At 63.2% G+C, this 26,038-nt stretch carries 28 protein-coding genes; 18 read left to right on the top strand and 10 right to left on the bottom strand.

What is annotated here, in order from left to right:
- The first annotated feature begins 6 nt into the window (after nt 1-6).
- The 3 genes from ftsY to PZL22_RS17515 all read left to right on the top strand — a co-directional run bounded on the left by ftsY (nt 7) and on the right by PZL22_RS17515 (nt 2,973).
- Nucleotides 7-1,653, top strand: coding sequence for a signal recognition particle-docking protein FtsY (gene ftsY, locus PZL22_RS17525; protein WP_003529726.1), 1,647 nt, complete (start codon nt 7-9; stop codon nt 1,651-1,653).
- 97 nt (nt 1,654-1,750) lie between these two features.
- Nucleotides 1,751-2,383 (top strand): septation protein A, encoded by a 633-nt coding sequence (locus PZL22_RS17520; RefSeq protein ID WP_010970512.1) that lies wholly within the window; start codon nt 1,751-1,753, stop codon nt 2,381-2,383.
- Nucleotides 2,380-2,973, top strand: a complete 594-nt coding sequence (locus PZL22_RS17515; protein WP_003529722.1) for a DUF2585 domain-containing protein — start codon at nt 2,380-2,382, stop codon at nt 2,971-2,973. Before PZL22_RS17520 ends, PZL22_RS17515 begins: the two co-directional genes overlap by 4 nt.
- A gap of 158 nt (nt 2,974-3,131) precedes the next feature.
- Here PZL22_RS17515 and PZL22_RS17510 read toward each other — a convergent pair whose 3' ends face one another.
- Genes PZL22_RS17510 through ccmA form a run of 5 tightly spaced genes read right to left on the bottom strand, consistent with a single transcriptional unit; the run spans nt 3,132 to nt 6,010 of the window.
- Nucleotides 3,132-3,740 carry a DsbE family thiol:disulfide interchange protein gene (locus PZL22_RS17510; protein ID WP_003529721.1) on the bottom strand — a complete coding sequence of 203 codons (609 nt, stop codon included), beginning with the start codon at nt 3,738-3,740 and terminating at the stop codon, nt 3,132-3,134.
- Nucleotides 3,737-3,913: a heme exporter protein CcmD gene (ccmD, locus tag PZL22_RS17505; RefSeq protein ID WP_003529719.1), complete on the bottom strand. Its 177-nt coding sequence runs from the start codon at nt 3,911-3,913 to the stop codon at nt 3,737-3,739. Before ccmD ends, PZL22_RS17510 begins: the two co-directional genes overlap by 4 nt.
- Nucleotides 3,910-4,680 (bottom strand): heme ABC transporter permease, encoded by a 771-nt coding sequence (locus tag PZL22_RS17500; RefSeq protein ID WP_003529717.1) that lies wholly within the window; start codon nt 4,678-4,680, stop codon nt 3,910-3,912. The genes ccmD and PZL22_RS17500 overlap by 4 nt, the downstream gene beginning before the upstream one ends.
- Nucleotides 4,681-4,739: 59 nt before the next feature.
- Complete coding sequence (gene ccmB, locus PZL22_RS17495; protein ID WP_003529714.1) at nt 4,740-5,399, bottom strand: heme exporter protein CcmB; 660 nt, start codon at nt 5,397-5,399, stop codon at nt 4,740-4,742.
- The gene (gene ccmA / locus PZL22_RS17490; protein WP_411431216.1) at nt 5,396-6,010 is read right to left on the bottom strand and encodes a heme ABC exporter ATP-binding protein CcmA; all 615 of its coding nucleotides are present in this window, start codon (nt 6,008-6,010) and stop codon (nt 5,396-5,398) included. Before ccmA ends, ccmB begins: the two co-directional genes overlap by 4 nt.
- Nucleotides 6,011-6,289: 279 nt before the next feature.
- Between ccmA and acnA the strand changes: the two genes are divergently transcribed.
- The 6 genes from acnA (at nt 6,290) to PZL22_RS17460 (ending at nt 12,303) form a co-directional block, all read left to right on the top strand.
- Nucleotides 6,290-8,980: an aconitate hydratase AcnA gene (gene acnA, locus PZL22_RS17485; RefSeq protein WP_003529712.1), complete on the top strand. Its 2,691-nt coding sequence runs from the start codon at nt 6,290-6,292 to the stop codon at nt 8,978-8,980.
- Nucleotides 8,981-9,222: 242 nt separating this feature from the next.
- Nucleotides 9,223-10,026: a DUF1223 domain-containing protein gene (locus PZL22_RS17480; RefSeq protein WP_003529710.1), complete on the top strand. Its 804-nt coding sequence runs from the start codon at nt 9,223-9,225 to the stop codon at nt 10,024-10,026.
- Between the two features lie 328 nt (nt 10,027-10,354).
- The gene (locus PZL22_RS17475) at nt 10,355-10,765 is read left to right on the top strand and encodes a DUF2794 domain-containing protein (RefSeq protein WP_027993216.1); all 411 of its coding nucleotides are present in this window, start codon (nt 10,355-10,357) and stop codon (nt 10,763-10,765) included.
- Nucleotides 10,766-10,970: 205 nt separating this feature from the next.
- On the top strand, nt 10,971-11,285 hold the full coding sequence (locus tag PZL22_RS17470) for an ArsR/SmtB family transcription factor (protein WP_003529706.1): 315 nt from the start codon (nt 10,971-10,973) through the stop codon (nt 11,283-11,285).
- Nucleotides 11,282-11,641, top strand: a complete 360-nt coding sequence (locus tag PZL22_RS17465) for an SRPBCC family protein (RefSeq protein ID WP_003529704.1) — start codon at nt 11,282-11,284, stop codon at nt 11,639-11,641. The genes PZL22_RS17470 and PZL22_RS17465 overlap by 4 nt, the downstream gene beginning before the upstream one ends.
- A gap of 44 nt (nt 11,642-11,685) precedes the next feature.
- Entirely contained in the window at nt 11,686-12,303 is a 618-nt protein-coding gene (locus tag PZL22_RS17460) for an ATP-dependent Clp protease proteolytic subunit (protein WP_010970507.1), read from the top strand.
- A gap of 17 nt (nt 12,304-12,320) precedes the next feature.
- Here PZL22_RS17460 and PZL22_RS17455 read toward each other — a convergent pair whose 3' ends face one another.
- The 4 genes from PZL22_RS17455 to PZL22_RS17440 all read right to left on the bottom strand — a co-directional run bounded on the left by PZL22_RS17455 (nt 12,321) and on the right by PZL22_RS17440 (nt 17,295).
- Nucleotides 12,321-12,878 carry a GNAT family N-acetyltransferase gene (locus PZL22_RS17455; protein ID WP_003529700.1) on the bottom strand — a complete coding sequence of 186 codons (558 nt, stop codon included), beginning with the start codon at nt 12,876-12,878 and terminating at the stop codon, nt 12,321-12,323.
- Between the two features lie 125 nt (nt 12,879-13,003).
- Entirely contained in the window at nt 13,004-13,741 is a 738-nt protein-coding gene (locus tag PZL22_RS17450; RefSeq protein ID WP_010970505.1) for a Bax inhibitor-1/YccA family protein, read from the bottom strand.
- Nucleotides 13,742-13,987: 246 nt separating this feature from the next.
- Entirely contained in the window at nt 13,988-16,579 is a 2,592-nt protein-coding gene (locus tag PZL22_RS17445) for an ABC transporter permease (RefSeq protein ID WP_003529698.1), read from the bottom strand.
- The gene (locus PZL22_RS17440; RefSeq protein ID WP_003529697.1) at nt 16,576-17,295 is read right to left on the bottom strand and encodes an ABC transporter ATP-binding protein; all 720 of its coding nucleotides are present in this window, start codon (nt 17,293-17,295) and stop codon (nt 16,576-16,578) included. Before PZL22_RS17440 ends, PZL22_RS17445 begins: the two co-directional genes overlap by 4 nt.
- A gap of 70 nt (nt 17,296-17,365) precedes the next feature.
- Here PZL22_RS17440 and PZL22_RS17435 point away from each other — a divergent pair, with 70 nt between their 5' ends.
- The 9 genes from PZL22_RS17435 to PZL22_RS17395 all read left to right on the top strand — a co-directional run bounded on the left by PZL22_RS17435 (nt 17,366) and on the right by PZL22_RS17395 (nt 25,166).
- Nucleotides 17,366-18,007, top strand: a complete 642-nt coding sequence (locus PZL22_RS17435; protein ID WP_003529696.1) for an arylesterase — start codon at nt 17,366-17,368, stop codon at nt 18,005-18,007.
- Between the two features lie 114 nt (nt 18,008-18,121).
- Complete coding sequence (gene thpR, locus PZL22_RS17430) at nt 18,122-18,709, top strand: RNA 2',3'-cyclic phosphodiesterase (protein WP_003529695.1); 588 nt, start codon at nt 18,122-18,124, stop codon at nt 18,707-18,709.
- Nucleotides 18,710-18,839: 130 nt separating this feature from the next.
- Entirely contained in the window at nt 18,840-19,157 is a 318-nt protein-coding gene (locus tag PZL22_RS17425; protein WP_003529694.1) for a 4a-hydroxytetrahydrobiopterin dehydratase, read from the top strand.
- Between the two features lie 100 nt (nt 19,158-19,257).
- Nucleotides 19,258-19,635 (top strand): YkvA family protein, encoded by a 378-nt coding sequence (locus PZL22_RS17420; RefSeq protein ID WP_003529692.1) that lies wholly within the window; start codon nt 19,258-19,260, stop codon nt 19,633-19,635.
- A gap of 537 nt (nt 19,636-20,172) precedes the next feature.
- Nucleotides 20,173-20,676, top strand: coding sequence for an invasion associated locus B family protein (locus tag PZL22_RS17415; protein WP_003529690.1), 504 nt, complete (start codon nt 20,173-20,175; stop codon nt 20,674-20,676).
- A 255-nt stretch (nt 20,677-20,931) separates the two neighbouring features.
- Entirely contained in the window at nt 20,932-22,167 is a 1,236-nt protein-coding gene (gene rlmN / locus PZL22_RS17410) for a dual-specificity RNA methyltransferase RlmN (RefSeq protein ID WP_003529689.1), read from the top strand.
- Nucleotides 22,168-22,372: 205 nt separating this feature from the next.
- Nucleotides 22,373-23,326 carry an ABC transporter substrate-binding protein gene (locus PZL22_RS17405; RefSeq protein ID WP_003529687.1) on the top strand — a complete coding sequence of 318 codons (954 nt, stop codon included), beginning with the start codon at nt 22,373-22,375 and terminating at the stop codon, nt 23,324-23,326.
- A gap of 170 nt (nt 23,327-23,496) precedes the next feature.
- The gene (locus PZL22_RS17400; protein WP_003529685.1) at nt 23,497-24,375 is read left to right on the top strand and encodes an ABC transporter permease; all 879 of its coding nucleotides are present in this window, start codon (nt 23,497-23,499) and stop codon (nt 24,373-24,375) included.
- On the top strand, nt 24,372-25,166 hold the full coding sequence (locus PZL22_RS17395) for an ABC transporter ATP-binding protein (RefSeq protein ID WP_003529683.1): 795 nt from the start codon (nt 24,372-24,374) through the stop codon (nt 25,164-25,166). The genes PZL22_RS17400 and PZL22_RS17395 overlap by 4 nt, the downstream gene beginning before the upstream one ends.
- Before the next feature lie 133 nt (nt 25,167-25,299).
- Here the strand turns inward: PZL22_RS17395 and PZL22_RS17390 are convergent, their stop codons facing one another.
- Complete coding sequence (locus PZL22_RS17390) at nt 25,300-25,941, bottom strand: LysE family translocator (protein WP_003529682.1); 642 nt, start codon at nt 25,939-25,941, stop codon at nt 25,300-25,302.
- Between the last annotated feature and the right edge of the window lie 97 nt (nt 25,942-26,038).

Below are 26,038 nucleotides of genomic sequence, written 5' to 3'. Positions count from 1 at the left end.
ATTCCCATGGCGATTGGTTTCATCAAGAAGATCTTCTCCTTCGGCAAGGATGCCGTCGAAGAGAAACCGGCGCCGCCGCAGGAGACGGCCGTTTCCGATGAGGTCGCGGTAAACCCCTCCGTCCCTTCGGGAGAACAGGGCGGGACCCAGGCACCCGTCGAGGAAAATCGTAGCGCAGCCGAGGCAACGGAAGCTGGCACAGACGATCGCGATGTTTCCCTCGAGCCAAGCACGCCGACGAGCGAAACCACGAGCGAGGAAGCACCTGCGAGCACTGCTCCCGCCGCGGATGAAAACACCGTGGAGGAGGACGAGAGCGTTCCGCACCCGATCTCCCCCCCTGCGGGGGAGATGCCCGGCAGGGCAGAGGGGGATGAACCTCCTTCCGAACACCCAACGACTGTCGATGAGCTCTCGGCACCCCCCTCTGTCCCTTCGGGACATCTCCCCCTTAAGGGGGGAGAGCAGGAGGAGCGCGAAGCCGCCGTCGCAGCCGACGTCGAAGAGGTGGTGATTGACGTAGACGACCGGGGCGCTGGCTCTTCGGCAGATGAAAAGGCGGCGTCGGAGGACGAGAGCAATCCTCCTCCAATCTCCCCACTTGAGGGGGAGATGCCCGGCAGGGCAGAGGGGGGCGAGCCTCCATCCGAGCCCCTCGCACCCAGCCTTCCCAAAGGCTTCGCCGCTGCCGAGAGGCGCCCCAGGGAAGAAGGACCCGCCCCGCAAGCCAAGCTCAACTGGTACCAGCGCCTTCGCCTGGGCCTTGCGCGCACCTCGTCGCAACTCACCGGCCAGATCGCCAGCCTCTTCACCAAGCGCAAGCTCGACGAGGCGACGCTGCAGGATCTCGAGGACCTGTTGATCCAGGCGGACCTCGGCGTCGAGACGGCGATGCGCATCACCGACACGCTCGCCTCGGAGCGCTATGGCAAGGATGTGTCCGGCGAGGACGTTTCGCGCATCATGGCCGGCGAGATCACCAAGGTGCTGGCGCCGGTCGCCAGGCCGCTGGAACTCGATCTCAGCCACAAGCCGCACGTGATTCTCGTCGTCGGCGTCAACGGAACCGGCAAGACGACGACGATCGGCAAGCTGGCGGCAAAGCTTTCCGGCGCGGGACTCAAAGTCATGCTGGCCGCCGGCGATACTTTCCGAGCTGCGGCGATTGAGCAGCTGAAGATCTGGGCCGAACGGACGAAATCCGAAATCGTCTCCTCGAAGCTCGGCGCCGATGCGGCGGGGCTTGCCTACGAGGCGTTCCAGCGTGCCCGCGAGCAGAAGGCGGACGTACTGATCATCGACACCGCCGGGCGGCTGCAGAACAAGGCCGAACTGATGGCGGAGCTCGAAAAGATCGTGCGCGTTCTCGGAAAACTCGATCCGGACGCGCCGCATACGGTGCTGCAGACGCTCGACGCGACGACCGGGCAGAACGCCCTGCAGCAGGTCGAGATATTCCGCAACGTCGCCGGCGTCAGCGGCTTGATCATGACCAAGCTGGACGGCACGGCACGCGGCGGCATTCTGGTGGCGATCTCCGCCAAGCACAAGCTGCCGGTCTATTTCATCGGCGTCGGCGAAGGGATCGACGACCTCGAACCGTTCGAAGCCAAGGACTTCGCCGAGGCGATCGCCGGTGTTGCGGCTCCTTGACGAAGCGGGGGAGGTTTGCGTCAAAACCGCGGTTGATATGGTTTTGCCGCAATCCTGATGCTATGAGCGGCAGAAGATGACAGAACAGGATCCGCACATGTCGACGATCGAGGCCGCCAAGCCGAAGACAGAGGTAAGCCCGCTGCTCAAGCTCGTGCTGGAACTCGGCCCCCTGATGGTCTTCTTCTTCGCCAATTCGCGGGGCGAGTGGCTGGCTGGCCGCTTTCCTGCGCTGGCCGAGCTCGGCGGGCCGATCTTCATAGCGACGGGCCTCTTCATGGCGGCAACGGCGGCGGCGCTGATTGCTTCATGGATCATGACACGCACGCTGCCGATGATGCCGCTCGTCTCCGGTATCGTCGTCTTCGTCTTCGGCGCGCTGACGCTCTGGCTGCAGAACGACACCTTCATCAAGATGAAGCCGACCATCGTCAACACGCTCTTCGGCGCGATCCTGCTCGGCGGGCTCCTGTTCGGCAAATCGCTGCTCGGCTACGTCTTCCACGCCGCCTTCAAGCTGGACGAGGAGGGATGGCGGAAGCTGACGATCCGCTGGGGTGTGTTCTTCCTGTTCCTCGCCGTGCTCAACGAGGTGATCTGGCGCTCCTTCTCGACGGATTTCTGGGTCGCCTTCAAGGTCTGGGGCACCATGCCGATCACCATCCTCTTCACGCTCGCCCAGATGCCGCTGATCATGAAGCACTCGCTCGAACAGGATAGCGCGGAGTGACGATCGCGGCCGGCTCGCAGGACGACAAGCAGCGAAGAGCGGCGCTCTGGTTGCTTGCCTGCCTCGGCGTGCTGGCAATCCAGGTCCTCGTGCAGCATCTGATGGGGCGGCTATGGATCTGCGAATGCGGCTACATCAAGCTCTGGGAAGGCGTCGTCAAATCCAGCGGTAACTCCCAACACCTTTCCGACTGGTACACGCCGTCCCATGTCATCCACGGCTTTCTCTTCTACGGCCTCGGTCACCTTCTCATGCGCGGCAAGCCCTGGAGCGCGCGCCTGCTTCTCGCAACCGTGATAGAGTCCGCCTGGGAGATCGCCGAGAACACGCCGATGGTAATCAACCGCTACCGCGCCGCGACGATCTCGCTCGATTATTTCGGCGACAGCATCCTGAATTCGGCCATGGATACGCTCGCCATGGCTGTCGGCTTCCTCATCGCTTCGCGGCTCCCGGTGGCAGCCACGGTCGCGATCGCCATCGTTCTCGAACTCTTCACCGGCTACATGGTGCGCGACAACCTGACGCTCAACGTGCTGATGCTGGTCTGGCCGCTCGATGCGGTGAAGGCATGGCAGGCGGGGGTTTAGACTAACGGCTCCCTCTCTCCGGCATTTGCCCCTCGTCCGGCTGCCGCCACCTTCTCCCCGTTCAACGGGGAGAAGGGACATGCGGGGCCGCCGCGAGTCTCCTTCGCCCTGCTTGCGGGGAGAAGGTGGCCGGCAGGCCGGATGAGGGGCAGCTGCGACTACGAACCCGCAAGCGCCTTCTCGATCGCCGGCATCAGCCCTTCCCGGAGGCTCTTCTCGTCGAAGGGGCCGGCGCGCTTGTAGAGGATCGTGCCGTCGGCGGCGACGAGGAAGGACTCCGGGATGCCGTAGACGCCCCAGTTGATCGCCGCCTTGCCGTTCGGATCGACGCCGATCGCCGAGAAAGGATTGCCGAGTTCGCCGAGGAACCTCAGCGCGTTCTCGTTCCGGTCCTTGTAATTGATGCCGACGACGTTGAGGCGCGGGTCCTTCGACAATTCGAGGATGATCGGATGCTCCTGCCGGCAGGGGACGCACCAGGAAGCCCAGACATTGACGAGCGTGAGCTTGCCCTTCACCGCCGCGTCGTCGAGAGCCGGCATCGGCTCGCCCGACGGCGTTGCAGCCCCTTCGAGCGGGGGCATGGCGAGCATCGGCGCCTTGGTGCCGATCAGCGCCGAGGGGATTTCGCTGACGTCCCTGCCGGAGTTCAACTGGCTCCAGAAGATGAGTGCGAGCACCGCGAAGATGAGGAGCGGAAGCGCCGCCATGAGATAACGGAGGGCTCCGGGCCTGCGCTCGTCCTGCGGCGTCTCAGCGTCCGTCATTTGCCCCCTCCGGCTGGCCCTGCCGCGGAGCGGCGGCGGATCCCGGCGGCCTCGAGCTGCTGCAATTCGCGCCTGCGGGCGCGGCCGTCGGTAAGGACCCACAGGATGAGTCCGGCTACCGTGGCGGCGGCAACCGCGTAGCTGGCGACGACATAGGCGGCATGGCTCATCATGGCGTAAGCTGCTCCCGGCCGGCATTGCGCGCCGCCTGGCGCCTGAGCGAGGCCAGGCGACGGCGCCAGATCTCGTTGCGCATGGCAGCGATATGCAGGGTGAAGAACAGGAGCGTGAAGGCGATCGCCATGACGATGAGCGGCCGCAGGAATTCCGGATCGATCGTCGGCCCGTCGAGGCGTATGACGCTTGCGGGCTGATGCAGCGTGTTCCACCACTCGACCGAGAACTTGATGATCGGGATGTTGACGAAACCGACGAGGATAAGCACGGCCGAGACTCGCGCAGATCGGCTCGGGTCATCCATGGCGCGGTTCAGCGCGATCAGCCCGAGATACATGAGGAAGAGCACGAAGACCGAGGTCAGCCGCGCATCCCAGACCCACCAGGTGCCCCACATCGGCTTGCCCCAGAGCGAGCCGGTGACGAGTGCCAGAAAGGTGAAGCAGGCGCCGATCGGCGCTGCGGCTCTTGCCGAGACGTCGGCGAGCGGATGACGCCAGACGAGCGTGCCGAGTGCGGAGATCGCCATGACCGTGTAGCACATCATGGAAAGCCAGGCCGAAGGCACATGCACATACATGATGCGCACCGTCTCGCCCTGCTGGTAGTCGCCTTCGGTGGTGAAGGAGAGCCAGAGCCCAGCCGCGAAGACGAGCAGCGTGAGAGCGGCAAGCCAGGGCAGCACGCGATCCGTCAGCGCCAGGAACCGGGTCGGGTTGGCGAGATCGCTGAATTTGCGTATGGCCAGGCTGCTTTCACTCATGACGGTTCTTTAACGCGGAAGGCCGGCTTCCGCAATTCATCCTAAGGTGCCGGGTCCCGTCAGTCGGCCGAGTGCCTGAGTGCCGCCGCGGCCGCCACTGGTCCGATCACCGCGAAGAACAGGGTTATAGCCATCAATATCATGAAAGGCGGCAGAAACGGGGCCGGATCCTCGATCGCCGCATAGACCGCGCTGACGCCGAAGATGAGCACCGGTATGGCAAGCGGCAGGACGAGGATCGAGACGAGCAGGCCGCCGCGCGGCAGCGCCACCGCGACCGCAGCACCGACCGCGCCGATGAAGGTTATCGCCGGCGTTCCCGCGAGCAGGGTGACCATGGTGGCCCCGATGGCGCCTTCGTCCATGTTCATGAACAGGCCGAGAAAGGGCGAGGCGATCACCAGCGGCAGGCCGGTGGCGGTCCAATGAGCGGCGCATTTGACGAGAACGGCGAGAAGCAATGGCGTCTCCTGCATCATGATGAGATCGAGCGAGCCGTCCTCGCGCTCCGCCTGAAAGAGCCTGTCGAGTCCGAGCAGCGACGCGAGCAGCGCGCCGATCCAGAGGATCGCCGGGCCGATGCGGGCGAGCAGGTTCAGATCGGGGCCGACGCCGAAGGGGATGACCGCGACGACCGTCATGAAGAAGAGCACGCCGATCATCGCGCCGCCGCCGGCGCGCACCGAAAGCTTGAGATCCCGGAAAAAGAGGGCGATCAATGGACGAATCCCGTCATTTCAAGGCTCTTCGCCCCCGCGAATCCAAGCGGCTGGTGGGTGGCCGCGACGACGATGCCGCCGCGGTCGAGATGGGCGGCGACCAGCCCGGCAAAAAGCCTGTCGGCGCTGAGGTCGAGCGCCGCCGTCGGTTCGTCGAGAAGCCAGATGGGCCGGAAGGCGACAATGAGCTTCGCCATTGCCATGCGCCGCTGCTGGCCGGCGGAAAGATAGCCGAAGGGCAGATGAATGATGTCGGCGAGCCCCACGGCCTCCGCCGCTTCGACGAGGCCGATGCCGGAGCCGCCCGGCGAATCGCCGAGGAAGCGCTGCCAGAAGGTGAGGTTTTCCTCCACAGTCAGCTCGCGCTTCATCGCGTTGCGGTGGCCGAGATAATGGCTGAGTTCGCGCGGATGCTCGAACCCCGAGGGGCCGTCCTCGAGCCGGACGCGGCCCCCTTCCGGCTCGAGAAGCCCCGCCAGGACGCGCAGGAGCGTCGACTTGCCGGCACCGTTCGGGCCGGTCACCACAAGCGCCTCGCCGGCAGCCAGCGCGAACGAAATATCGTTGAAAATCAGGTCCTCACCGCGCCTCGCACTCAAACCTTCAGCCATGAGGCGCATGAATTTCCAGCTTCCCTTGACGTATCTTTTCGCAGAGCAAAAAAAGTTCCGATTGGACCTTGGTTGGTCTGGCACGATTTGGAGAAATTATCTATAAGGCGGCCAACACGCCAGCGGTCGGCGTGAATTTCATCCAAGCGCCGAACATGGAACGAGCTTCCACGTACGGACAGCGGAAATGACCGTACCCGCATCCCACTTCGCGCCTCACAGGTGCTCGGGCGTTCGTACGTCAGTTTTTGGCGATCAGACGGAACGGGGTATCATCCAGTGTCCAAATCCCTAGACAGCTTCAATTGTCGCTCCACGCTCACGGTCAACGGCGTGGACTATGTCTATTACAGCCTGCCGAAGGCGGAGGCGAACGGCCTCGCCGGCATTTCGAAGCTTCCCTATTCGATGAAGGTTCTGCTGGAAAACCTGTTGCGCAATGAGGATGGACGCTCGGTCACCAAGAAGGACATCGAAAACATCGCCGCATGGCTCGGCGACAAGGGCACGGCCGAGAACGAGATCGCCTATCGCCCGGCGCGCGTGCTGATGCAGGACTTCACCGGCGTTCCCGCCGTCGTCGACCTCGCGGCGATGCGCGACGCGATGGTTTCGCTCGGCGGCGACCCGGAAAAGATCAACCCGCTCGTTCCCGTCGATCTCGTCATCGACCACTCGGTGATCGTCGACGAATTCGGCACGCCGACCGCCTTTGCCCGCAATGTCGAGCTTGAGTACCAGCGCAACGGCGAGCGCTACCGCTTCCTCAAATGGGGCCAGCAGGCCTTCAAGAACTTCCGCGTCGTGCCGCCCGGCACCGGCATCTGTCACCAGGTCAATCTCGAATATCTGGGTCAGGCCGTCTGGACCAGGGAAGAGGACGGCGAAGTCACCGCCTATCCGGATACCTGCGTCGGCACGGACAGCCACACGACGATGATCAACGGCCTCGGCGTGCTCGGTTGGGGCGTCGGCGGCATCGAAGCCGAAGCGGCGATGCTCGGCCAGCCGGTTTCCATGCTCCTGCCGGAAGTCATCGGCTTCAAGCTCACCGGCAAGCTCAAGGAAGGCGTGACCGCGACCGACCTGGTGCTTACCGTCGTGCAGATGCTGCGCAAGAAGGGCGTCGTCTCCAAGTTCGTCGAATTCTTCGGCCCCGGCCTCGACAACATGACGCTCGCCGACCGCGCGACGATCGGCAATATGGGCCCGGAATACGGCGCTACCTGCGGCTTCTTCCCGGTCGATGCCGAGACGATCAACTATCTCACCATCTCGGGCCGTGAAGAACAGCGTATCGCGCTGGTCGAAGCCTACTCCAAGGCCCAGGGCATGTGGCGGGAAGGGGATGGTTCCGAGCTCGTCTTCACCGACACGCTGGAACTCGACCTCGGCGACGTCGTGCCGTCGATGGCCGGCCCCAAGCGGCCCGAGGGCCGCATCGCGCTCGAGAACATCGCCTCCGGCTTCGCGGCGGCGCTCGACAACGACTACAAGAAGCCCGGTCAGCTCGCCAACCGCTACGCGGTCGAGGGCACCGACTACGATCTCGGTCATGGCGACGTCGCGATCGCCGCGATCACCTCCTGCACCAACACCTCGAACCCCTCGGTGCTGATCGCCGCCGGCCTGCTTGCCCGCAACGCCGTCGCCAAGGGCCTGAAAACGCAGCCCTGGGTCAAGACGTCGCTGGCGCCCGGATCGCAGGTCGTCGCCGAGTACCTGTCGAAGTCCGGCCTGCAGACGGATCTCGACAAGCTCGGCTTCAATCTGGTCGGCTTCGGCTGCACCACCTGCATCGGCAATTCCGGCCCGCTGCCGACGGAGATCTCCAAGACGATCAACGACAAGGGCCTGATCGCCGCCGGCGTGCTTTCCGGCAACCGCAACTTCGAAGGCCGCATCTCGCCGGACGTCCAGGCGAACTATCTCGCCTCGCCGCCGCTCGTCGTCGCCTATGCGCTGGCGGGTTCCGTCCAGAAGGACCTGACGAAGGAGCCGATCGGCGAAGACCGGGACGGGCAACCGGTCTACCTGAGGGACATCTGGCCGACTTCGCAGGAGATCCAGGACTTCATCTTCAGATACGTCACCCGCGAGCTCTACGCGACCAAGTATGCGGACGTGTTCAAGGGCGACGCCAACTGGCAGGCGGTCCAGGTTCCGGCCGGCCAGACCTATGCCTGGGACGAGGGGTCCACCTACGTCCAGAACCCGCCCTACTTCGTCGGCATGGGCAAGAAGGGCGCCGGCATTTCCGACATCAAGAACGCCCGCGTCCTCGGTCTCTTCGGCGACAAGATCACAACCGACCACATTTCCCCGGCCGGTTCGATCAAGGCGGCCTCGCCTGCCGGCGCCTATCTCCTCGAGCATGGCGTCGGGATTGCCGACTTCAACCAGTACGGCACGCGCCGCGGCAATCATGAGGTGATGATGCGCGGCACCTTCGCCAATATCCGCATCCGCAACCACATGCTCGGCCCGAACGGCAAGGAAGGCGGTTATACGATCCACTATCCCTCCAAGGAGGAGATGTCGATCTATGACGCGGCCATGCAGTACAAGGAGGAGGGCGTTCCGCTCGTCATCTTCGCCGGCGTCGAATACGGCAACGGCTCTTCGCGTGACTGGGCGGCCAAGGGCACAAACCTCCTCGGCGTCAAGGCCGTGATCGCCCAGTCCTTCGAACGCATCCACCGTTCGAACCTGGTCGGCATGGGCGTCGTCCCCTTCGTCTTCGAGGAAGGCATGACCTGGGAATCGCTGGGTCTCAAGGGCGACGAAGTCGTGACGATCGAGAATCTCGCCAACGTCCAGCCGCGCGAGAAGCGCGTGGCGAAGATCACCTATGGCGACGGCTCGGTGAAGGAGGTCCCGCTCATCTGCCGCATCGATACGCTCGACGAGGTCACCTACGTCAACAATGGCGGCATCCTGCAGACGGTTCTGCGCGATCTCGCCGCCTGATCGGCAAGTCATGAACAGAAAAGCCGGGGCGTCTACAGCGGCGTCCCGGCTTTTTCATGCCAGCTCGGCGTGGGTTTTCCACGGCTTTGCGGCAGTCACTCCAACGTGACTTTTCGTTGAAGAATACCCGTCGTATGTAGGGGTCTCCCCACGCGGCAATCGCGTTGAAACGACGCACTTCCGGATGGAAAACGGTTCCACATTTTCCCGGAAGTGCTCTAACGAGCACGAACAAAGACGCCATGATATCCGCCTGCACACCAACAATCCGACGTCTCGCCCTGGCGGTCGGGCTGTTTGGTGCGTTCTGCGGAGCGTCCGCAGCGGATGACGGCAGGGCGGCCAAGGACGGGGCGGTCGGGGGCGGGGAGATCAAGGGCGTCGTCGAACTCTTCACCAGCCAGGGCTGCTCCTCCTGTCCGCCGGCGGACGCAGCGCTCAAGAAGCTCGTCGATGAAGGCGAGGTCGTCGCGCTCGCCTATCATGTCGACTACTGGAATTATCTCGGATGGGCGGACACGCTCGCTTCCAAGGAAAATACCGAGCGGCAATATGCCTATGCGCGGATGCTCGGCCGCTACGGCGTCTACACGCCGCAGGCGATCCTGAACGGGCGCGATCATGCCAACGGCGCGGACCTGCCGGCCATCAGGAACCGGCTTGCGTTGATGGACGAGAAGGGCAAGGGCCTGTCGGTGCCGGTCGATGCCTCGATCGGCGGCGATGAAATCTCGATCAAGGTCGGTGCCGGCAAAGGCAGGGCGAATGTCGTCGTCGTCTATTTCGACCGGGCAAGGGTGGTCAAGGTCGAGAAGGGCGAGAACAGCGGCAAGGAGATCGCCTATTGGCATGCCGTGCGCGACATCCAGACGATCGGCATGTGGGAGGGAAAGCCCGCGGAATTCACGCTGCCCGCCTCGGTCCTGATCGAAGGCCAGGGCAACAGCGGTTGCGCGGTGCTGCTGCAATCGATGAAGGACAAGGAAACGCCCGGAGCCATCATCGGCGCTGCAACGGTTCTCGCGGGGCCGCAGGGAAAGCTCTGAGGGCGCAGGAAACGTTCCGCCTCGCTTGCGGCGGAACAGGGGATGGTTCGGCCCGGCAGCATCGAGGGGCTGGGGCTGAGGGTTCGAAGTTACCGGACCGAACCAGCCATGTCTGCGTTCGAGAACCTCCCGCAGCATGACGGCTGGCCGGACATACGGTGGCAACGACTCTGTCCGGCAGCGGTCGGAGTGTTGCGGCGAATTGGGGCGGCGTTTTGACTGAATTGCGGCAGCCCCAAGAATTGCTGACATTGATCAACAGCTTCCGTCTTGCTTTTCCGATCGTGTGAGGCACACTGTCGTGGTCCTGTCACATTAGAAGGCCGAAATGCCGATGACTGATGAAACGGATTTGCCGCGAGGCGAAGCACGTCACTACGGCCGGACCACCTCCGATGTGGTCGTCGATCTTCACGAATACAAGCAAGCCAAGAACCCCCCGCCCGTCACCTTCCATCGCCGCGAACTCGACCTGATCCTCAAGGTCTACGGCCGTATGGTGGGCGAAGGGGAGTGGCGCGACTATGCGATCGACCATCTGAGGGACCGGGCCGTTTTCTCGGTGTTCAAGCGCGCCGGAGAAGTGCCTCTCTACCGCATCGAGAAAAACCCGAAGCTCGCCGCGAAACAGGGCGCCTTCAGCGTGCTCAACGCTCACGGGACGATATTGAAGCGGGGCCACGAGCTCGCCCAGGTGCTCAAGGCCTTCGACAAGGTGCTGAAGCTCGTCAAGACCTGACCGACATATCACTGGAGCTGCCCCTCATCCGCCTGCCGGCACCTTCTCCCCGCAGGCGGGGCGAAGGGACAAGCGGCAGCGCTTCGCCTTGGCCCCCTCTCCCCGCGTGCGGGTTTATCCCTGAAACGGCGGGCAGCGCCAAATCGCCTGCACCGAGCGTGCCATCAGTGTTGCGAATCAGATAAGTGTATGCTTATCTGACGTCATGATTGAGAACGACATATTCAAAGCTCTCGCCGACCCGACACGCCGTGCAATCTTCGAGAAGCTGGCGAGCGGAAGTATGAACGCCAGTGCCTTGCGCAACGGAATGGACATCAGCCAACCGGCCATGTCCCAACACCTCCACGTATTGCGTAATGCAAAGCTGGTGCGGGAGGAACGGCAGGGGCGCTTCGTGAACTACGAGGTCGACCCGGAGGGGCTGGCGCTCATAGCCGGATGGCTGGCGAAGTATCGCGCCTACTGGCCGGCGCGGATCGATGCGTTGAAGGTCTTGCTGAGGGATATGGATCAATGAACGATGTGGAGCTAAACGAGCAGGCAAGGAATCTGGTGCTCGAATACGAACTCGATGAAGCGCCTGAAAAGGTTTGGCGGGCGATCAGCATGCCTGAGTTTCGTGAGAGATGGTTGCCCAGGCGGGAACTGGCCGGGGCTGAGCCTGTCTCCACCGCACCGGGCAAGGAAATCCGCTACAAAATGCGCGACGACGAGCCTCCCTTTCTCGAAAGCCTCGTGGCGTTCCAGGTCAGACCTAACAATGACGGCGGCACGATTCTTAGAATTATCCATGGGCTGGAGGATGAGCGACTGGCTCCGCGAACTCCGCCGGCGGCGAATAGCAATCGGTTTTGGCTGATGCGCGCCGCCTGACGTCTCATTCTACCAAAACAAGGTCATCAGACAGGAGTTCGCCTATGCGCGAAGCGATGCAACTCGTCCCTATGGTCGTCGAACAATCCAGCCGTGGCGAGCGCTCTTTCGACATCTATTCCCGCCTGCTGCGTGAGCGAATCATCTTTCTGAACGGCGAGGTGAACGATGCAGTGTCCGCTCTCGTTTGCGCACAGCTGTTGTTCCTGGAGGCCGAAAGCCCCAAAAAGCCGATCCAACTCTATATCAATTCGCCCGGCGGTGTCGTTACCAGCGGCTTCGCGATGTACGACACGATGCGATACATCCGAGCGCCCGTTCATACGCTTTGCATGGGGACGGCCCGCTCGATGGGATCGTTCCTGCTGATGGCAGGCGAAGCGGGCGAGCGCACCGCCTTGCCCAACGCAAGCATCCTTGTCCATCAACCGTCGGGCGGCTTTCAGGGACAGGCCTCCGATATGCTCATCCATGCCGAGGAAATCAGGCGAACCAAACACCGCATGACGCGGCTTTATGCCGAGCATTGCGGGCGAACATATGAAGAATTCGAGCGCGCCATGGATCGCGACCGGTTCATGACCGCGGAAGAAGCTCTGGAGTGGGGTCTGATCGACCGCATCATCACCGAACGGGAGATCGGCGCTGAACGTGATGCATGAAGCTCACCTGCGCAGGCTCAGCTCCTATGAAGCGTATCCGGATAGACGCCCTCGGTGGGCTTGGTTGCGGTTCCTTCTCCGAGCGGCCGCTGCATGAAGGCGGTATCCAGCCATCGGCCATGCTTAAAGCCGGTTGCCTTCATCAGTCCCTGCAACTCGAAGCCGAGCGCCCGGTGCAGGGCGATCGATGAGGGATGCGCGCCGCCGATCACCGCTATCATCTGGCGGAAGCCGAGAGCCGTGCAGCGCCCGACCAGTTCGGACAGCAGCGCCTTGCCGATGCCCTTGCCCCGCGCTTCCGGCGAAAGATAGATCGAATCCTCCACCAGGAACCGATAGGCGGTGCGGTTGCGGAAGGCGGAGGCATAGGCATAGCCGATAACCGCGCCACGCTCGTCCAGCGCGACCACATAGGGATAACCGTTACCGGTGATCGTGGAGAAGCGGAGTGCCATCTCGGCCTCGGATGGCGGCGTCTCCTCATAGGTCGCGACCCCGTTCAGGACGGACTCGCGATAGATTTCGGTGATCGAGCGGAGGTCGGCGGCAACGGCGTCGCGGAGCGTGGCAGTCATGGAATTCTTCGCGCGTTATGGCTGGAGCTGTACTGTCTCGCATGGATGCGCCGGATCGATCAAGACCGGTTCAGGGCAATAAAAAAGGCGGCCGAAGCCGCCTTTTCCGTCGAACCGGTTCGCGACTACTCGTTCTTGTTGCCAAGGAACTGCAGCATGAACATGAACAGGTTGATGAAGTCGAGGTAGAGCGTCAGCGCGCCCATGATGGCCTTGCGGCCGGCGACCAAGGCGTCATCGCCTTCAAAGTACATTTCCTTGAGCTTCTGCGTGTCGTAGGCGGTCAGGCCGGCGAAGATGAGCACGCCGATCACCGAGATCGCGAAGCCGAGTGCCGAAGAGGCAAGGAAGATGTTGACGACGGATGCGATGATCACGCCGAAGAGGCCCATGATCAGGAACGATCCGAGGCCCGAAAGGTCCTTCTTCGTCGTATAGCCGTAAAGCGACAGGGCACCGAACGAAGCAGCCGTCACGAAGAACGTCTGCACGATGCTCTGGCCGGTGAAGACCAGGAAGATCGACGACAGGGACAGGCCCATCAGCGCCGCATAGACCCAGAAGGTCGTCTGCGCCGCGGAAACGCTCATGGAATTGATGCGGAAGCTCAGGAAGAACACCAGCGCAAGCGGCGCCAGCATAACGACCCACTTCAGGGGCGAAGCGTAGATAAGCTGGGCGAATGCCGGATTAGAGGCGGCAAGCGCATAGGTTCCGTAAGCTGCCACGCCGGTAATCGCCAGGCCGAGGGCCATCAGGTTGTAGACCTTCAGCATATAAGCGCGAAGGCCTTCGTCGATCACGGCACCCGCCTGAGCGCCGGCGGGCGACATTCGGGTTTGGTAGTTTCTCAGATCAGCCATTGTTTCCTCATTTAAGCCCCGGTTGAAGTTACGGTGTCGGGCGGCGAACCTTGTCGTTCCTTTGCGCGCCCAGGCGCCGCTGCGGGGCTCCAGCATGCCTGTGGACAAATATGATGGTGAACGCCGTCATGCACAAGGGCGAAGCGCTTGGAATCGAACAAAGTCGGGCGGCCGGACCATCAAACTAGAGTGATTTACGGTTAATTCGGCCATCGTGGCCGAAAGCGCGCGACAGGCATGGCAGGATCAGAGTTCCCGCAGCACCGGAGCGGCCTTTTGCCCGAGGACGCGCCATGTGCCGGCGAGGCCGATCCCGACCGTCACGACCAGCGCAAGAACGATCGTCGCGACGGCAACGTCCGGCAGGAAGCTCGAGGGCAGGGTCATGATGCGGCTGACGACGAACCAGGCCGAAACGCCGCCGGCGAAGAGCGCGAAGACGGCAGTCGCCAGGCCGAGAATGACGTATTCGTAGCTGAAGGCGCGGATCAGGGTCGCCCGCGTCGCGCCGAGCGTCTTCAGGACCACCGCATCGTGGATGCGGGCACGGTTGCCGGCGGCAAGTGCGCCGGCGAGCACGAGGATAGACGCGATAAGCGCGACCGCCGCGGCGGCGCGCACCGCCGTTGCAAGCTGCCCGAGCAGCGTATTGACGATGTCGAGCGCGTCCTTCACACGCACGCTGGTGATCGTCGGATAGGCATTGGTCACCCTCTTCAACACCGCCGCCTCCTCCTCGGCCGAGGCGTCGGGATCGATGATGGTCGCGAGCCAGGCATGCGGGGCGCCGGCGAAGGTGTTCGGCGAGAAGACCATGACGAAATTGATCGACAGCGATTCCCACTCGACCTCGCGGAAATTGGCGATCCGGGCCGTGATGTTGCGGCCGAGCACGTTGACGGTCACCGTATCGCCGAGCTTCAGCCCGAGTTCGCGGGCTTCCTCCGCCGAGAAGGAGACGAGCGGCTCGCCGCCATAGTCCTCGGGCCACCAGCTGCCTTCGGTGAGTTTCGAATTTTCAGGCCTGTTCCTGGCATAGGTGATGCCGCGATCTCCGCGCAGCACCCATTGGCCGCCGGGGGGAACGTTGCGGCTGTTCACATCCTCGCCGTTGAGCGCGACGATGCGCCCGCGCAGCATAGGCACTTCGATGATCTTGCCCTCCGGCATCGCTCCTGCGAGCAGGGAGCGGAAGCCTTCGATCTCGCTGCCCTGGATGTCGACGAAGAAGAAGTTGGGAGCGCGCTCGGCCATGTCGCCGGTGAGCTCGCGCCGCAGATTGCCGTCGATGAGCGCCAGCGTCACCAGAAGAGCGAGGCCGAGACCGAGCGACAGCACCACCGACGGGGTCAGGGCGCCCGGCCGGTGAATGTTTCCGATCGCCAATCTCAGCGCCGGCGAATTGACGCGCGGGCTGCGCCGCGCCAGCCAGGATATGAGGAGCGAAACCCCGCGCAGCACGATGAAGGCAAAGGCGATCGCGCCAAGGAAGATCAGCGAAATGTAACGGTCATAGGCGGTCCAGACCGCGAGCCCGGCAAGTGCTGCCAGGCAGATGAAGGCTCCGGCGAGATAGGGCAGGGCAGGCAAGCCCGTCGGCTCGAAACCCTGTTGCCGGAAAAGCGCAGTCGCCGGCACCCGGCGCGCCCGCCCGAGCGGCAGGATGGCGAATGTCAGCGCCGTCAAGAGGCCGAAAAGCGCCGCAAGGCCCAGGGCGGAGGGATAGAGCACGAACGCGGTGGAGACGGGCAGCAGGCCGGCAAGGAACTGCGCTGCCACGAAGGGGATGAGGGCGCCGAGCACGAGGCCGATCGCGATGCCGATGAGGGCGATCATCAGGATCTGCGCAAGGTAGATCATCGCGACCAGCGACGCCGGAGCGCCGAGACATTTGAAAGTCGCGATGACGCTGCGCTTGCCGTCGAGATAGGAGCGCACGGCGTTGGCAACTCCGACGCCGCCGACGATCAGCGCCGTGAGCCCGACGAGCGTCAGGAATTGGGAGAAACGCGTGATGTTTGCATTGAGGGACGGTGCGGCATTGCCGCTCGTCCGTATCGACCAGCCGGCGGAGGGAAAGCGGGTCTCGGCCTGCACGCGAATGAGCGGCACGTCTGCGGGATCCGGCAGGCGGACCTTGTAGGTGTGTTCGACAAGGCTGCCGGTCTGCACGAGCCCGGATGCGGCAAGCGCATCGGAGGAAATCATCAGCCGCGGCGCAAAACCGAAGCCGTCGGAAAGAGCGTCGGGTTCGCTGGCGAGTGTCGCGCCGATCCGGATACGCGCATTGCCGATGAGAATTTCCGCGCCGGGCGAGATGCCTAGGCGCTCGAGGAGTAAAGGTGCGGCGACTGCGCCGAACACCTCGCCGTCCTTGGCCAGCAACTCAGGGAGCGGCTTTACCGGCTCGCTTTCGAGCTTGCCGTAAAGCGGGTAGGCGCCGTCCACGGCCTTGAGCTCCACCAGCGCCTGGTTGGAGCCGTCCGGAAGCCGCGCCATGGAACGCAGACCCGCGGATACCGAAACCTGGCCGAGACCCTGGAGGAAGGCCCGCTCGTCCGCGGTCGCCACCCGATTGTTGAGCTCGAACCGGATGTCGCCGGCGAGCAGTTCCTGCCCTTGCGAGGCGATCGTTTCGCTGATCGACTGGGACAGCGAGTTGACCCCGGCGATCGCGGCCGTGCCGAGGGCGATGCAGGCGAGGAAAATATAGAAGCCCCTCAGGCCCCCGCGCATTTCCCTGAGCGCCAGACGAAGCGCGAACAGCGGGCGAAGCGCGAGCAGAGGGCGCAGGGAAATCATCGGGCGCAGCCGCCGGGCGGCAACCGTCCCGCTCATGCGGACACGGCTCCCTGCCGGGCCGAGGCGGAGAGCCGTTCCGCGTCGGAGACGATTTCTCCCGAGCGGACGCGTATCTGTCTTTCGCAGCGTCCGGCGAGCGCCGCATCATGCGTGACGAGAACGAGCGTCATGCCACGCTCGCGCTGTTCGGCAAAGAGGAGGTCGGCGATCTGTCGGCCGGTCTCGGCGTCGAGGTTACCCGTCGGCTCGTCGGCGATCAGGAGCTTCGGAGAGGGCGCGAGCGCCCGGGCGATCGCCACGCGCTGCTGTTCGCCGCCGGAAAGCTGCCCGGGGTAGTGCGTCAGGCGTTCGCCGAGCCCCACGGCGATCAGTTCCTTGCGCGCTATGTCGAATGCATTGCGGACATTCGCGAGCTCGAGCGGCACCGCGACGTTCTCGAGCGCGGTCATGTTGGGGATGAGATGAAAGGACTGGAAAACGATGCCGACATTGCGGCCGCGGAAATCGGCGACCGCGTCCTCGCCGAGGCGGTGGAGCGCCGTGCCGTCAATGATGATTTCACCGCCGTCGAGCCGCTCCAGCCCGGCCATGACCATGAGCAGAGTCGATTTGCCCGAGCCCGAGGGGCCGACGATGCCCACCGATTCGCCGGCATCGATCGCGAGGCTTACGCCCTTCAGCACATGCACGGACGCAGCGGCTTCGCCCAGCGTCAGATCCGCATTTTTCAACTCGATGATGGTTTTTGCCACGCGAAAGAGCCCTATATGAAAATTGAATACGGATCATCAAACAATTGTCCGCCGATTTAGGAACGAACCTATGGCATTAAAAGACTTTCTGCCCATTTTATTCGGCCTGACAATGACAATCGTGTTATCGGCGGCGGCTCGCGCCGAGCCCGTCAGCCTCGTCGGCTTCGGCGACAGCCTGATGGCCGGCTACCAACTCCCCCCGGAAGATGCCTTCCCCGCCCGCCTCGAAAAGGCCCTGAAGGAAAAGGGGATCGACGTCACGATCGCCAATGCCGGCGTTTCCGGCGACACGACCTCCAGCGGTCTCGCCCGCATCGACTGGTCGATCCCCGAGGGCACCGACGGCGTCATCCTCGAACTCGGCGCCAACGACGCGTTGCGCGGCATCCCTCCGGAGGAGACGCGCAAGAATCTGGAGGCGATGGTCGCACGGCTCAAGGAGCGCGGCGTCGCCGTCCTGCTCGCGGGAATGATGGCGCCGCCGAACATGGGGCCGGATTATGCGGCGCGCTTCAATCCGATCTACCCCGACCTCGCAAAGGAACACAATCTCGTCTTCTACCCTTTCTTCCTCGACGGCGTCGTCACCGAGGTCGGCCTGAAGCTCGACGACGGGATGCATCCGAACGGCGGGGGTGTCGGCGTCATGGTAGACCGCTTCCTGCCGACGGCGGAGCTTTTCGTCCGCTCACTTGCGAAAGGAGAATGACAGCGCATCCACAGTTAAGGGAAGGTTAACGTTCCGACGGAACAAATAATGGTTGCGTGCAGATGCGATGCGTGATTCGCTTCAAGCATCTGCAAGAGATTCGGGGAGCTCGCCATGCCGAGACTGTTCACCGCCCTCGAAATTCCGCGCAATGCAGCAATGAGTCTTTCCTTGCTGCGCGGAGGTCTTCCCGGAGCTCGCTGGATCGATGTGGAGAATTATCACATCACGCTCCGCTTCATCGGCGACGTCGACTGGCGAACCGCCGACGAGATCATCGACAGACTTGACCGCATCGAACGGCCCGAGTTTCAGCTGCAGCTGTCGGGCACCGGCGCCTTCGGCTCCAAGAAACCGCATTCCGTCTGGGCCGGCGTCAGCATCGCTCCCGAAATGTTCGCCCTGCAGGCCGAAATCGAGCGCATCTGCCAGCGCATAGGGCTGCCCTCGGATCCGCGCAAGTTCACCCCGCATGTGACGCTGGCGCGCCTGCGCTCCTCGCGCGTCGAGGATGTCGTCGAATATCTCTCCGGGCGCGGCAATTTCGTCACCGCTCCCTTCACCGTCTCCCGTTTCGTGCTCCTGTCGTCACGCGACTCGGTCGGCGGCGGCCCGTATCTCACGGAAGAGGTCTTCCCGCTTCACGAAGAGCGCTCGAACCTCGCGAGCAACGAGGAGCATCCTGCTTCGAGCGTCTGGTAAAGCGCCCGAAGGCCTCCGCCGGCTCCCAGACAGGGATCGGGAACGTCCTCGTCATGCGGCAAGGATTGCGCGTGAACATTGTCGCGGGCAAGTTCGTTGTTAAGCACAGGATGCAGCAAGGAGGAACAGCATGCGGCCGGAAAAATTGGACGCGGCGGCCATCGCCGAGCACTTGCACAAGATGGAGGGCTGGGTCCTTGCGGAGGATGGCGGCTCGATATGGAAGACCTTCCGGTTCAAGACTTTCGCCGAGGCCTTCACCTTCATGACGCAATGCGCCTTCGCCGCCGAAAAGCTCAATCATCATCCGGAATGGTTCAACGTCTACAACAAGGTGGACGTGACGCTCTCGACTCACGACGCGGATGGACTGACCGAACTCGATTTCAAGTTGGCGGCAAAGATGGACCAGGCGGCGGAGGGCCGCATGCCCGACCATATGAAATGAGGGCCGGATGCCCGACCATTTGAAATGGCGGCCGCCATTCCCATATCAGGCTGCGGCACTACAGTGCCGCGCAGTACCCTGAACGACCGGAATCGACGCGATGGACGATATCAAGATCGGTGAAATCCTCCTCCCCGGCGAGGAATCCGAACAGGAGCGCAAGGAGCACAAGGTGCGCCGCCGGTTCTGGCCGACCTTCCGCCGCGCGGCCCGGCAGATTCCCTTCAGCCGCGACCTCGTCGCCGCCTATTATTGCGCAGTGGATCCGGCGACGCCGACGCGCACGCGCGGCATTCTGCTCGCGGCGCTTGGCTATTTCGTCCTGCCGCTCGATTTCGTGCCGGACATGCTGGCCATGATCGGCTTCTCCGACGACATCGCCGTTTTGACGGCCGCCTTTGCCGCGATCAGCGGCCAGATCAAGGAACGGCATTACCAAAAGGCCGACGAAGTGCTGCGAGACAGCGTCGAAAAGTGAGTTGTCCCCGCTATTGCGACATCTGTGCGTCTGATCATACCCCGGCACTAGAGCGGGATGAGGAAAAGTGTGTGCGGTTTTCCGCCCGCATCCCGGGTCTCAACTTCTTGGAATCGATCACGTTCATGTTTTTAGGTCGACCCGACCTAAAAATATCGTGATCTAAGGCCTGTTGAGATTCGGGCAACCCGCAGCGGCTTGTTTGCTCTCCTCATCCCTGTGACGAGCACACTAGGCATATACACATCTGATCCTGAGGAGCCTTGCCGCAATCCCGCCCGGAAAGTCAAACTCTTGCCCGATTCTTTGTGACATAGAGGGAGGCAAGGGGCGGCTCTCCAGTATCGACGTCGACCGGATCGGCAATCCGTGTGCGAATGGACCTCGAGGCGCGTTCGGGCGCAAAAAGGGGCGTTATCCCGAATCGTTGACGGTTTGGTAACCCGGATTAAGTCAAAATAAACTTAAATCGTGACTATGCGTTGCCCATCCCACGCGGTATCGGGCGACCGTAAGCAAGACAAGCGGCAGGAACTCATGTTTGTAAGAAAGATCGCAACTGCACTCGCACTCGTAATGGCTGCATCCGGCGTGGCTTCCGCTCAATCTCCGACGCGAATCCAGCAGTTCAACGCCTGGGGTGCATATTCCTACCAGGCCGGTAACGGCAAGGTCTGCTATGTGCTTTCCGTGCCCAAGGAAAGGACCCCGGCAAGTGTCGATCACGGCGATATCTTCTTCCTCGTTTCGCAGCGTCCGGGACAGAACATCAGCTATGAGCCACAGGCGATGATGGGGTATCCGCTGCAGGACAATTCCAAGGTCAACGTGGTGATCGACGGCCGCACCTTCGTCATGTTCACCAAGGGCAATTCCGCCTGGGTGGAAAATGCCGCCGAAGAGCCGGCACTGGTCGCTGCGATGAAGTCGGGCAAGGCCATGTCGGTCAACGCGAAATCGCGGCGCGGCACGGAAACCTCCTACTCGTATTCGCTCTCCGGCATTTCGGCCGCCCTGAAGCAGATCGAGGCCTGCAAGTAAACTAAGCCCGCTTCACCGATCGCAAGGGCCGGCCGTGAGGTCGGCCTTTTGCGTTGGGGGCCAGGCGGATCGGGGCAGAAAAATGTCCCATGGTGACTCGCCGCAAAAAGAATGCTAAAGCGGCCGCAAATTCTGAGCCCCTGCGCCCCCGTCGAGCGCGTGACCGAGGCTCGCCAGATTTCAATTCGAGCATCGGAACACGACCCGGAAAACGTCTCCGGACGAGCCGTCGCTTTACGACAGGACAAGATGAGCATGGCAGCCACCGAGATTCTAAACAGGGCGGACATCGTCAAGGCGCCGCAGGTGCGGCTCGCGCCACAGCCGGAAAAGCCGTCGCTGATCGGCCTGTTGCGCGACGACATCGCGAAGCTGCTCGCCGAAAAGGGCGTGCCGGAGCGGCAGGTGAAGATGCGCGTCAGCCAGCTCTGGCACTGGCTTTACGTTCGCGGCGTCTCGGATTTCGACGAGATGTCCAACGTCTCCAAGGACATGCGCGAGATGCTCAAGGAGCATTTCACCATCGCACGGCCGGAGATCGTCGAAGAGCAGGTTTCGGGCGACGGCACGCGCAAGTGGCTGCTGCGCTTCCCCCCACGCGGCGCCGGCCGTCCGGTAGAGATCGAGACGGTCTACATTCCCGAGGAGGGCCGCGGCACGCTTTGCATTTCGAGCCAGGTCGGCTGCACGCTCACCTGTTCCTTCTGCCACACCGGCACGCAGAAGCTGGTGCGCAATCTGACGGCGGAAGAAATTCTTTCGCAGCTTCTGCTCGCCCGCGACCGGCTCGGCGATTTCCCCGAGCGCGACACGCCGCAGGGTGCGATCGTGCCGGCGGAAGGCCGCAAGATCACCAATATCGTGATGATGGGGATGGGCGAGCCGCTCTACAATTTCGAGAACGTCAAGACGGCGCTGCTGATCGCGTCCGACGGAGACGGGCTGTCGCTGTCGAAGCGGCGCATCACCCTTTCGACCTCCGGCATCGTGCCGGAGATCTACCGCACCGGTGAGGAAATCGGGGTGATGCTCGCGATTTCGCTTCATGCGGTGCGTGACGATCTGCGCGACATGCTGGTGCCGATAAACAAGAAGTATCCGCTGAAGCAGCTGATGGAGGCCTGCCGCGCCTATCCGGGCTTGTCGAATGCCCGCCGCATCACCTTCGAATATGTGATGCTGAAGGACGTCAACGACAGCCTGGAAGACGCCAAGGAGCTGGTGAAGCTTCTGAAGGGCATTCCGGCCAAGATCAACCTGATCCCCTTCAATCCCTGGCCGGGTACCAATTATCAGTGCTCGGACTGGGAACAGATCGAGAAGTTCGCCGACTTCATCAACCAGGCCGGCTACGCCTCGCCGATCCGCACCCCGCGCGGCCGCGACATTCTTGCCGCCTGCGGCCAGCTCAAGTCGGAATCGGAACGCATGCGCAAGGTCGACCGCCTCGCCTTCGAGGCGATGATGATCGCCAATCACGGCGAGGACTGAGGCGGCTCATCGCCCTTCCAGCCGTCCCGGGGGGCCGCACGATCACCGAGATCGATGAAGAAGTTTGATGGATGAAGCTGTTTGCGCCGATTGATTTCGGCCCCTCGCTTTCTTAAGAAAGCGGCGGAATTATTCTGAAGCGGGATGCGGGAGGGACGTTAGCCGGTCTTCCCGAAAATCGCTGACCAAAAACCGGAGGACACCCATGCGTTCGCTTCTCATCGCGCTTGCCGCCACGGTCGCGCTTTCTCTGCCGGCACGCGCCGACGAGGTCACGGTTGCCGTCACGGCAATCGTCGAACATCCCGCGCTCGATGCCGCGCGCGACGGCGTCAAGGATGCGCTGGCCGCCGCCGGCTACAAGGAAGGCGAGAACCTCAAGTTCATCTACGAGTCGGCGCAGGGCAACCCGGCGACCGCAGCTCAGATCGCCCGTCAGTTCGCGGGCGAAGCCCCGAGCGTGATCGTGCCGATCTCCACCCCGTCGGCCCAGGCCGTGGTTTCCTCTACCCGCGATATTCCCGTTGTCTTCACCGCCGTTTCCGATCCGCTGGGCGCGCAGCTCGTCAAGGACATGGAGAAGCCCGGCGGCAACGTCACCGGTCTTTCCGACCTTTCCCCGGTTGCCGAGCACGTGGCGCTGATCAAGGAGATCCTGCCGAACGTCAAGACCATAGGCTATCTCTACAATTCGGGCGAAGCGAACTCCGTCTCGCTGCTGGCGGTCCTCAAGGAAGAGGCTGAAAAGGCCGGCCTGAGCGTGATCGAATCCGCCGCGACGAAATCGGCCGAGGTCCAGGGTGCGGCTCGTGCGCTCGTCGGCCGCGCCGACGCGATCTATATCCCGACGGACAACACCATCATCTCCGCCCTCGAAGGCGCTGTCGCCGTCGCCGAGGAAAGCAAGCTGCCGCTCTTCACGGCCGATACCGATTCCGTCTCCCGCGGCGCGGTTGCGGCGCTCGGCTTCAATTACTATGACGTCGGCAAGCAGACGGGCGAGGTCGTCGTTCGCGTCCTCAAGGGCGAAAACCCCGGGGATATCGCCGTCAAGGTCGCCGCCGGAACCGATCTCGTGATCAACAAGGGCGCCGCCACCCGGATGGGCGTCACGCTGCCGGAGAGCGTCGTCGGCCGGGCGACCCGCACGATCGAGTAGCGATCCGCCCTATCCGGACGATCATTGTCTTTTTGCCGCCCCCGTTTCATACGGGGGCGGTTCGCTTATCGAGCGGGATGCGGAAATGGTGTGCATCCTGCTTCAACTTCAGAATACGTGTTCCGCATGCACCTCAGCCTGCGGAACATCCGAGAAGAGGACTACCGGCGTTGAGTCAAATCGCTTTCTGGGGAGCCGTGGAACTGGGGCTTGTCTATGCCTTCGTCGCCGTCGGCGTCTTTCTCGCCTTCCGGGTGCTCGACTTTCCGGATCTGACCGTTGACGGCTCCTTTCCGCTTGGCGCCGCAGTCACCGCGGTCCTGATCATTGCCGGCGTCAATCCCTGGCTTGCCGCAGCGGTGGCGATGGTCGCCGGTGCCGCCGCAGGCATGGTGACGGCCCTGTTGAACGTGCGGTTCAAGATCCTGAACCTGCTCGCCTCGATCCTGACGATGATTGCGCTTTTCTCGGTCAATCTCCGCGTCATGGGCAAGCCGAACGTCGCATTGATCAATGCCGACACGATGCTTTCGCCCTTCTACGGTCTCGGTCTGCGGGACTTCTATGTGCGCCCGCTTTTCGTCGGGATTCTGGTCGCCTTTGCCGTCGTTCTCGTCTGGCGCTTTCTTGAAAGCGATGCGGGCCTCGCGATGCGGGCGACCGGCGCCAATGCCCGCATGGCGCGGGCACAAGGGGTCGACACCAGCAGGCAGATCTATCTCGGCATGGCGATCTCCAACGCGCTCGTCGCCCTCGGCGGTGCGCTCTTTGCCCAGACCAACGGTTTTGCCGACGTGACCTCGGGTGTCGGGACGATCGTCGTCGGGCTTGCCGCCGTGATCATCGGCGAGACGCTGCTCGGCGCCCGCGGCATTCTGATCGCGCTCATCGGCTGCGTGCTCGGGTCGATCCTCTACCGCGTCGCCATCCAGGTGGCGCTTTCGACCGATACGCTCGGCCTGCAGGCTTCCGATCTCAATTTCGTGACCGCGCTGCTGGTGACTATAGCGCTCATCCTGCCCCGTCTGCGCCGCGGAGGTGCCGCATGATCAACGTCGAAAACATCCAGGTCGTCTTCGGCAAGGGCACGCCGCTCCAGAAGCAGGCGTTGAACGGCGTCAGCCTGACCATCGAGGAAGGCTCCTTCGTCACGGTCATCGGCTCGAACGGCGCCGGCAAGTCGACGCTTCTCGGGGTTCTTGCCGGCGACGTGCTGCCGAGCGGCGGCCGCGTCACGATCGGCACGACCGACGTGACGCGCAAGGGCACGGCGGCCCGCGCCGGGCTGGTGGCGCGCGTCTTCCAGGATCCGCTTGCCGGCAGTTGCGGCGCTCTCTCGATCGAGGAAAACCTGGCGCTGGCCGCAAGGCGCGGCGAAAGCCGCGGCCTGACGCCGGCGCTCGGCTCGAAGCGGCGCGAGCATTTCCGCGAGCGCATCGCCGAACTCAATCTGGGTCTCGAAAACCGCATGCGCGACCGCATGGACCTGCTTTCGGGCGGCCAGCGCCAGGCGGTCTCGCTGGTGATGGCGACGCTTGCCGGCTCCGAGGTGCTGCTGCTCGACGAGCACACGGCGGCACTCGACCCGGGCATGGCCGAGTTCATCATGAACCTCACCCAGAAGATCGTCTCGGAGCGCAAGCTGACGACGCTGATGGTGACGCATTCGATGCGCCAGGCGCTCGATTTCGGCCACCGCACCATCATGCTCCATGGCGGCGAGATCGTGCTCGACGTCGCGGGCGATAGCCGCAAGACGCTTCAGGTCGAGGACCTCATCGCCATGTTCCGCCGCATCCGCGGGCAGACGCTGGACGACGATGCGCTACTGATCGGGTAGCGTTCCTTCCCGGACTTTGCCCCTCATCTGCCTGCCGGCATCTTCTCCCCGCTCGCGGGGAGAAGAGCGTATGCGGCAAGGCCGGAACAAGGCGGCAGCCGGATGAGGGGCCACGCTCCGGGAGCGACGAAACTCAGCGCGTCTGCGTGAAGAAGATCTTGACCGCGAATATGGAAAAGACGCCGGCGAAACCGTAGTCGATCGCCCGCATCACGCGCCTGTTGCGCTGCAGCCAGGCTGCGAGCCAGTCGGCAGCAAGAACGACCAATGCGTTCACCGGCATGCCTATCGCGATGAAGAAGAAGCCGAGGAAGAGCAGCTTGCCCGTCACGGCGGGATCGTTCGCAGTGACGAACTGCGGCAGGAAGGTCATGAAGAAGATCACCACCTTCGGGTTCAGAATGTTGACCGAGAAGCCGGTCGCGATGTTCGAAAGGATCGTACCCTTCGCCTCCGTCACCTTCGTCACCGACAGGCTGGACCCGTAGCGGATCGCCTGGATCGCGAGCCATAGGAGATAGGCGGCGCCCCCGGTCTTCAGCACCAGGAAGGCGGTCGGGGATGCGGTGATCAGCGCCGAGATGCCGAAGGCGACGAGCAGCGTATGGACGACGATGCCGAGCCCGGTGCCGACCACGACGAAAAGGGCGGCCTTCTTTCCCTGCGCCAACGCCCGGCTGATCGAAAGCGTCATGTCGGGACCCGGCGTCGCGGCGAGCAGGAGGCTTGCAGCGGCGAATGCGATGAGCGTCGGCAGGCTGGGAACGAAGTCCATGGCGCATTCCTCGAGAGGCGGTTCTTTCTGATACCGCCGGCCCGGCGCTTTTGCCAGCGGATTCGCGGGAGCTGGCCTACAGATCGGCTACGATCAG

The sequence above is a fragment of the Ensifer meliloti genome, assembly GCF_030064585.1.
Taxonomy (GTDB): Bacteria; Pseudomonadota; Alphaproteobacteria; order Rhizobiales; family Rhizobiaceae; genus Sinorhizobium; species Sinorhizobium meliloti.
This window is presented reverse-complemented; position numbering and strand designations above follow the sequence as displayed.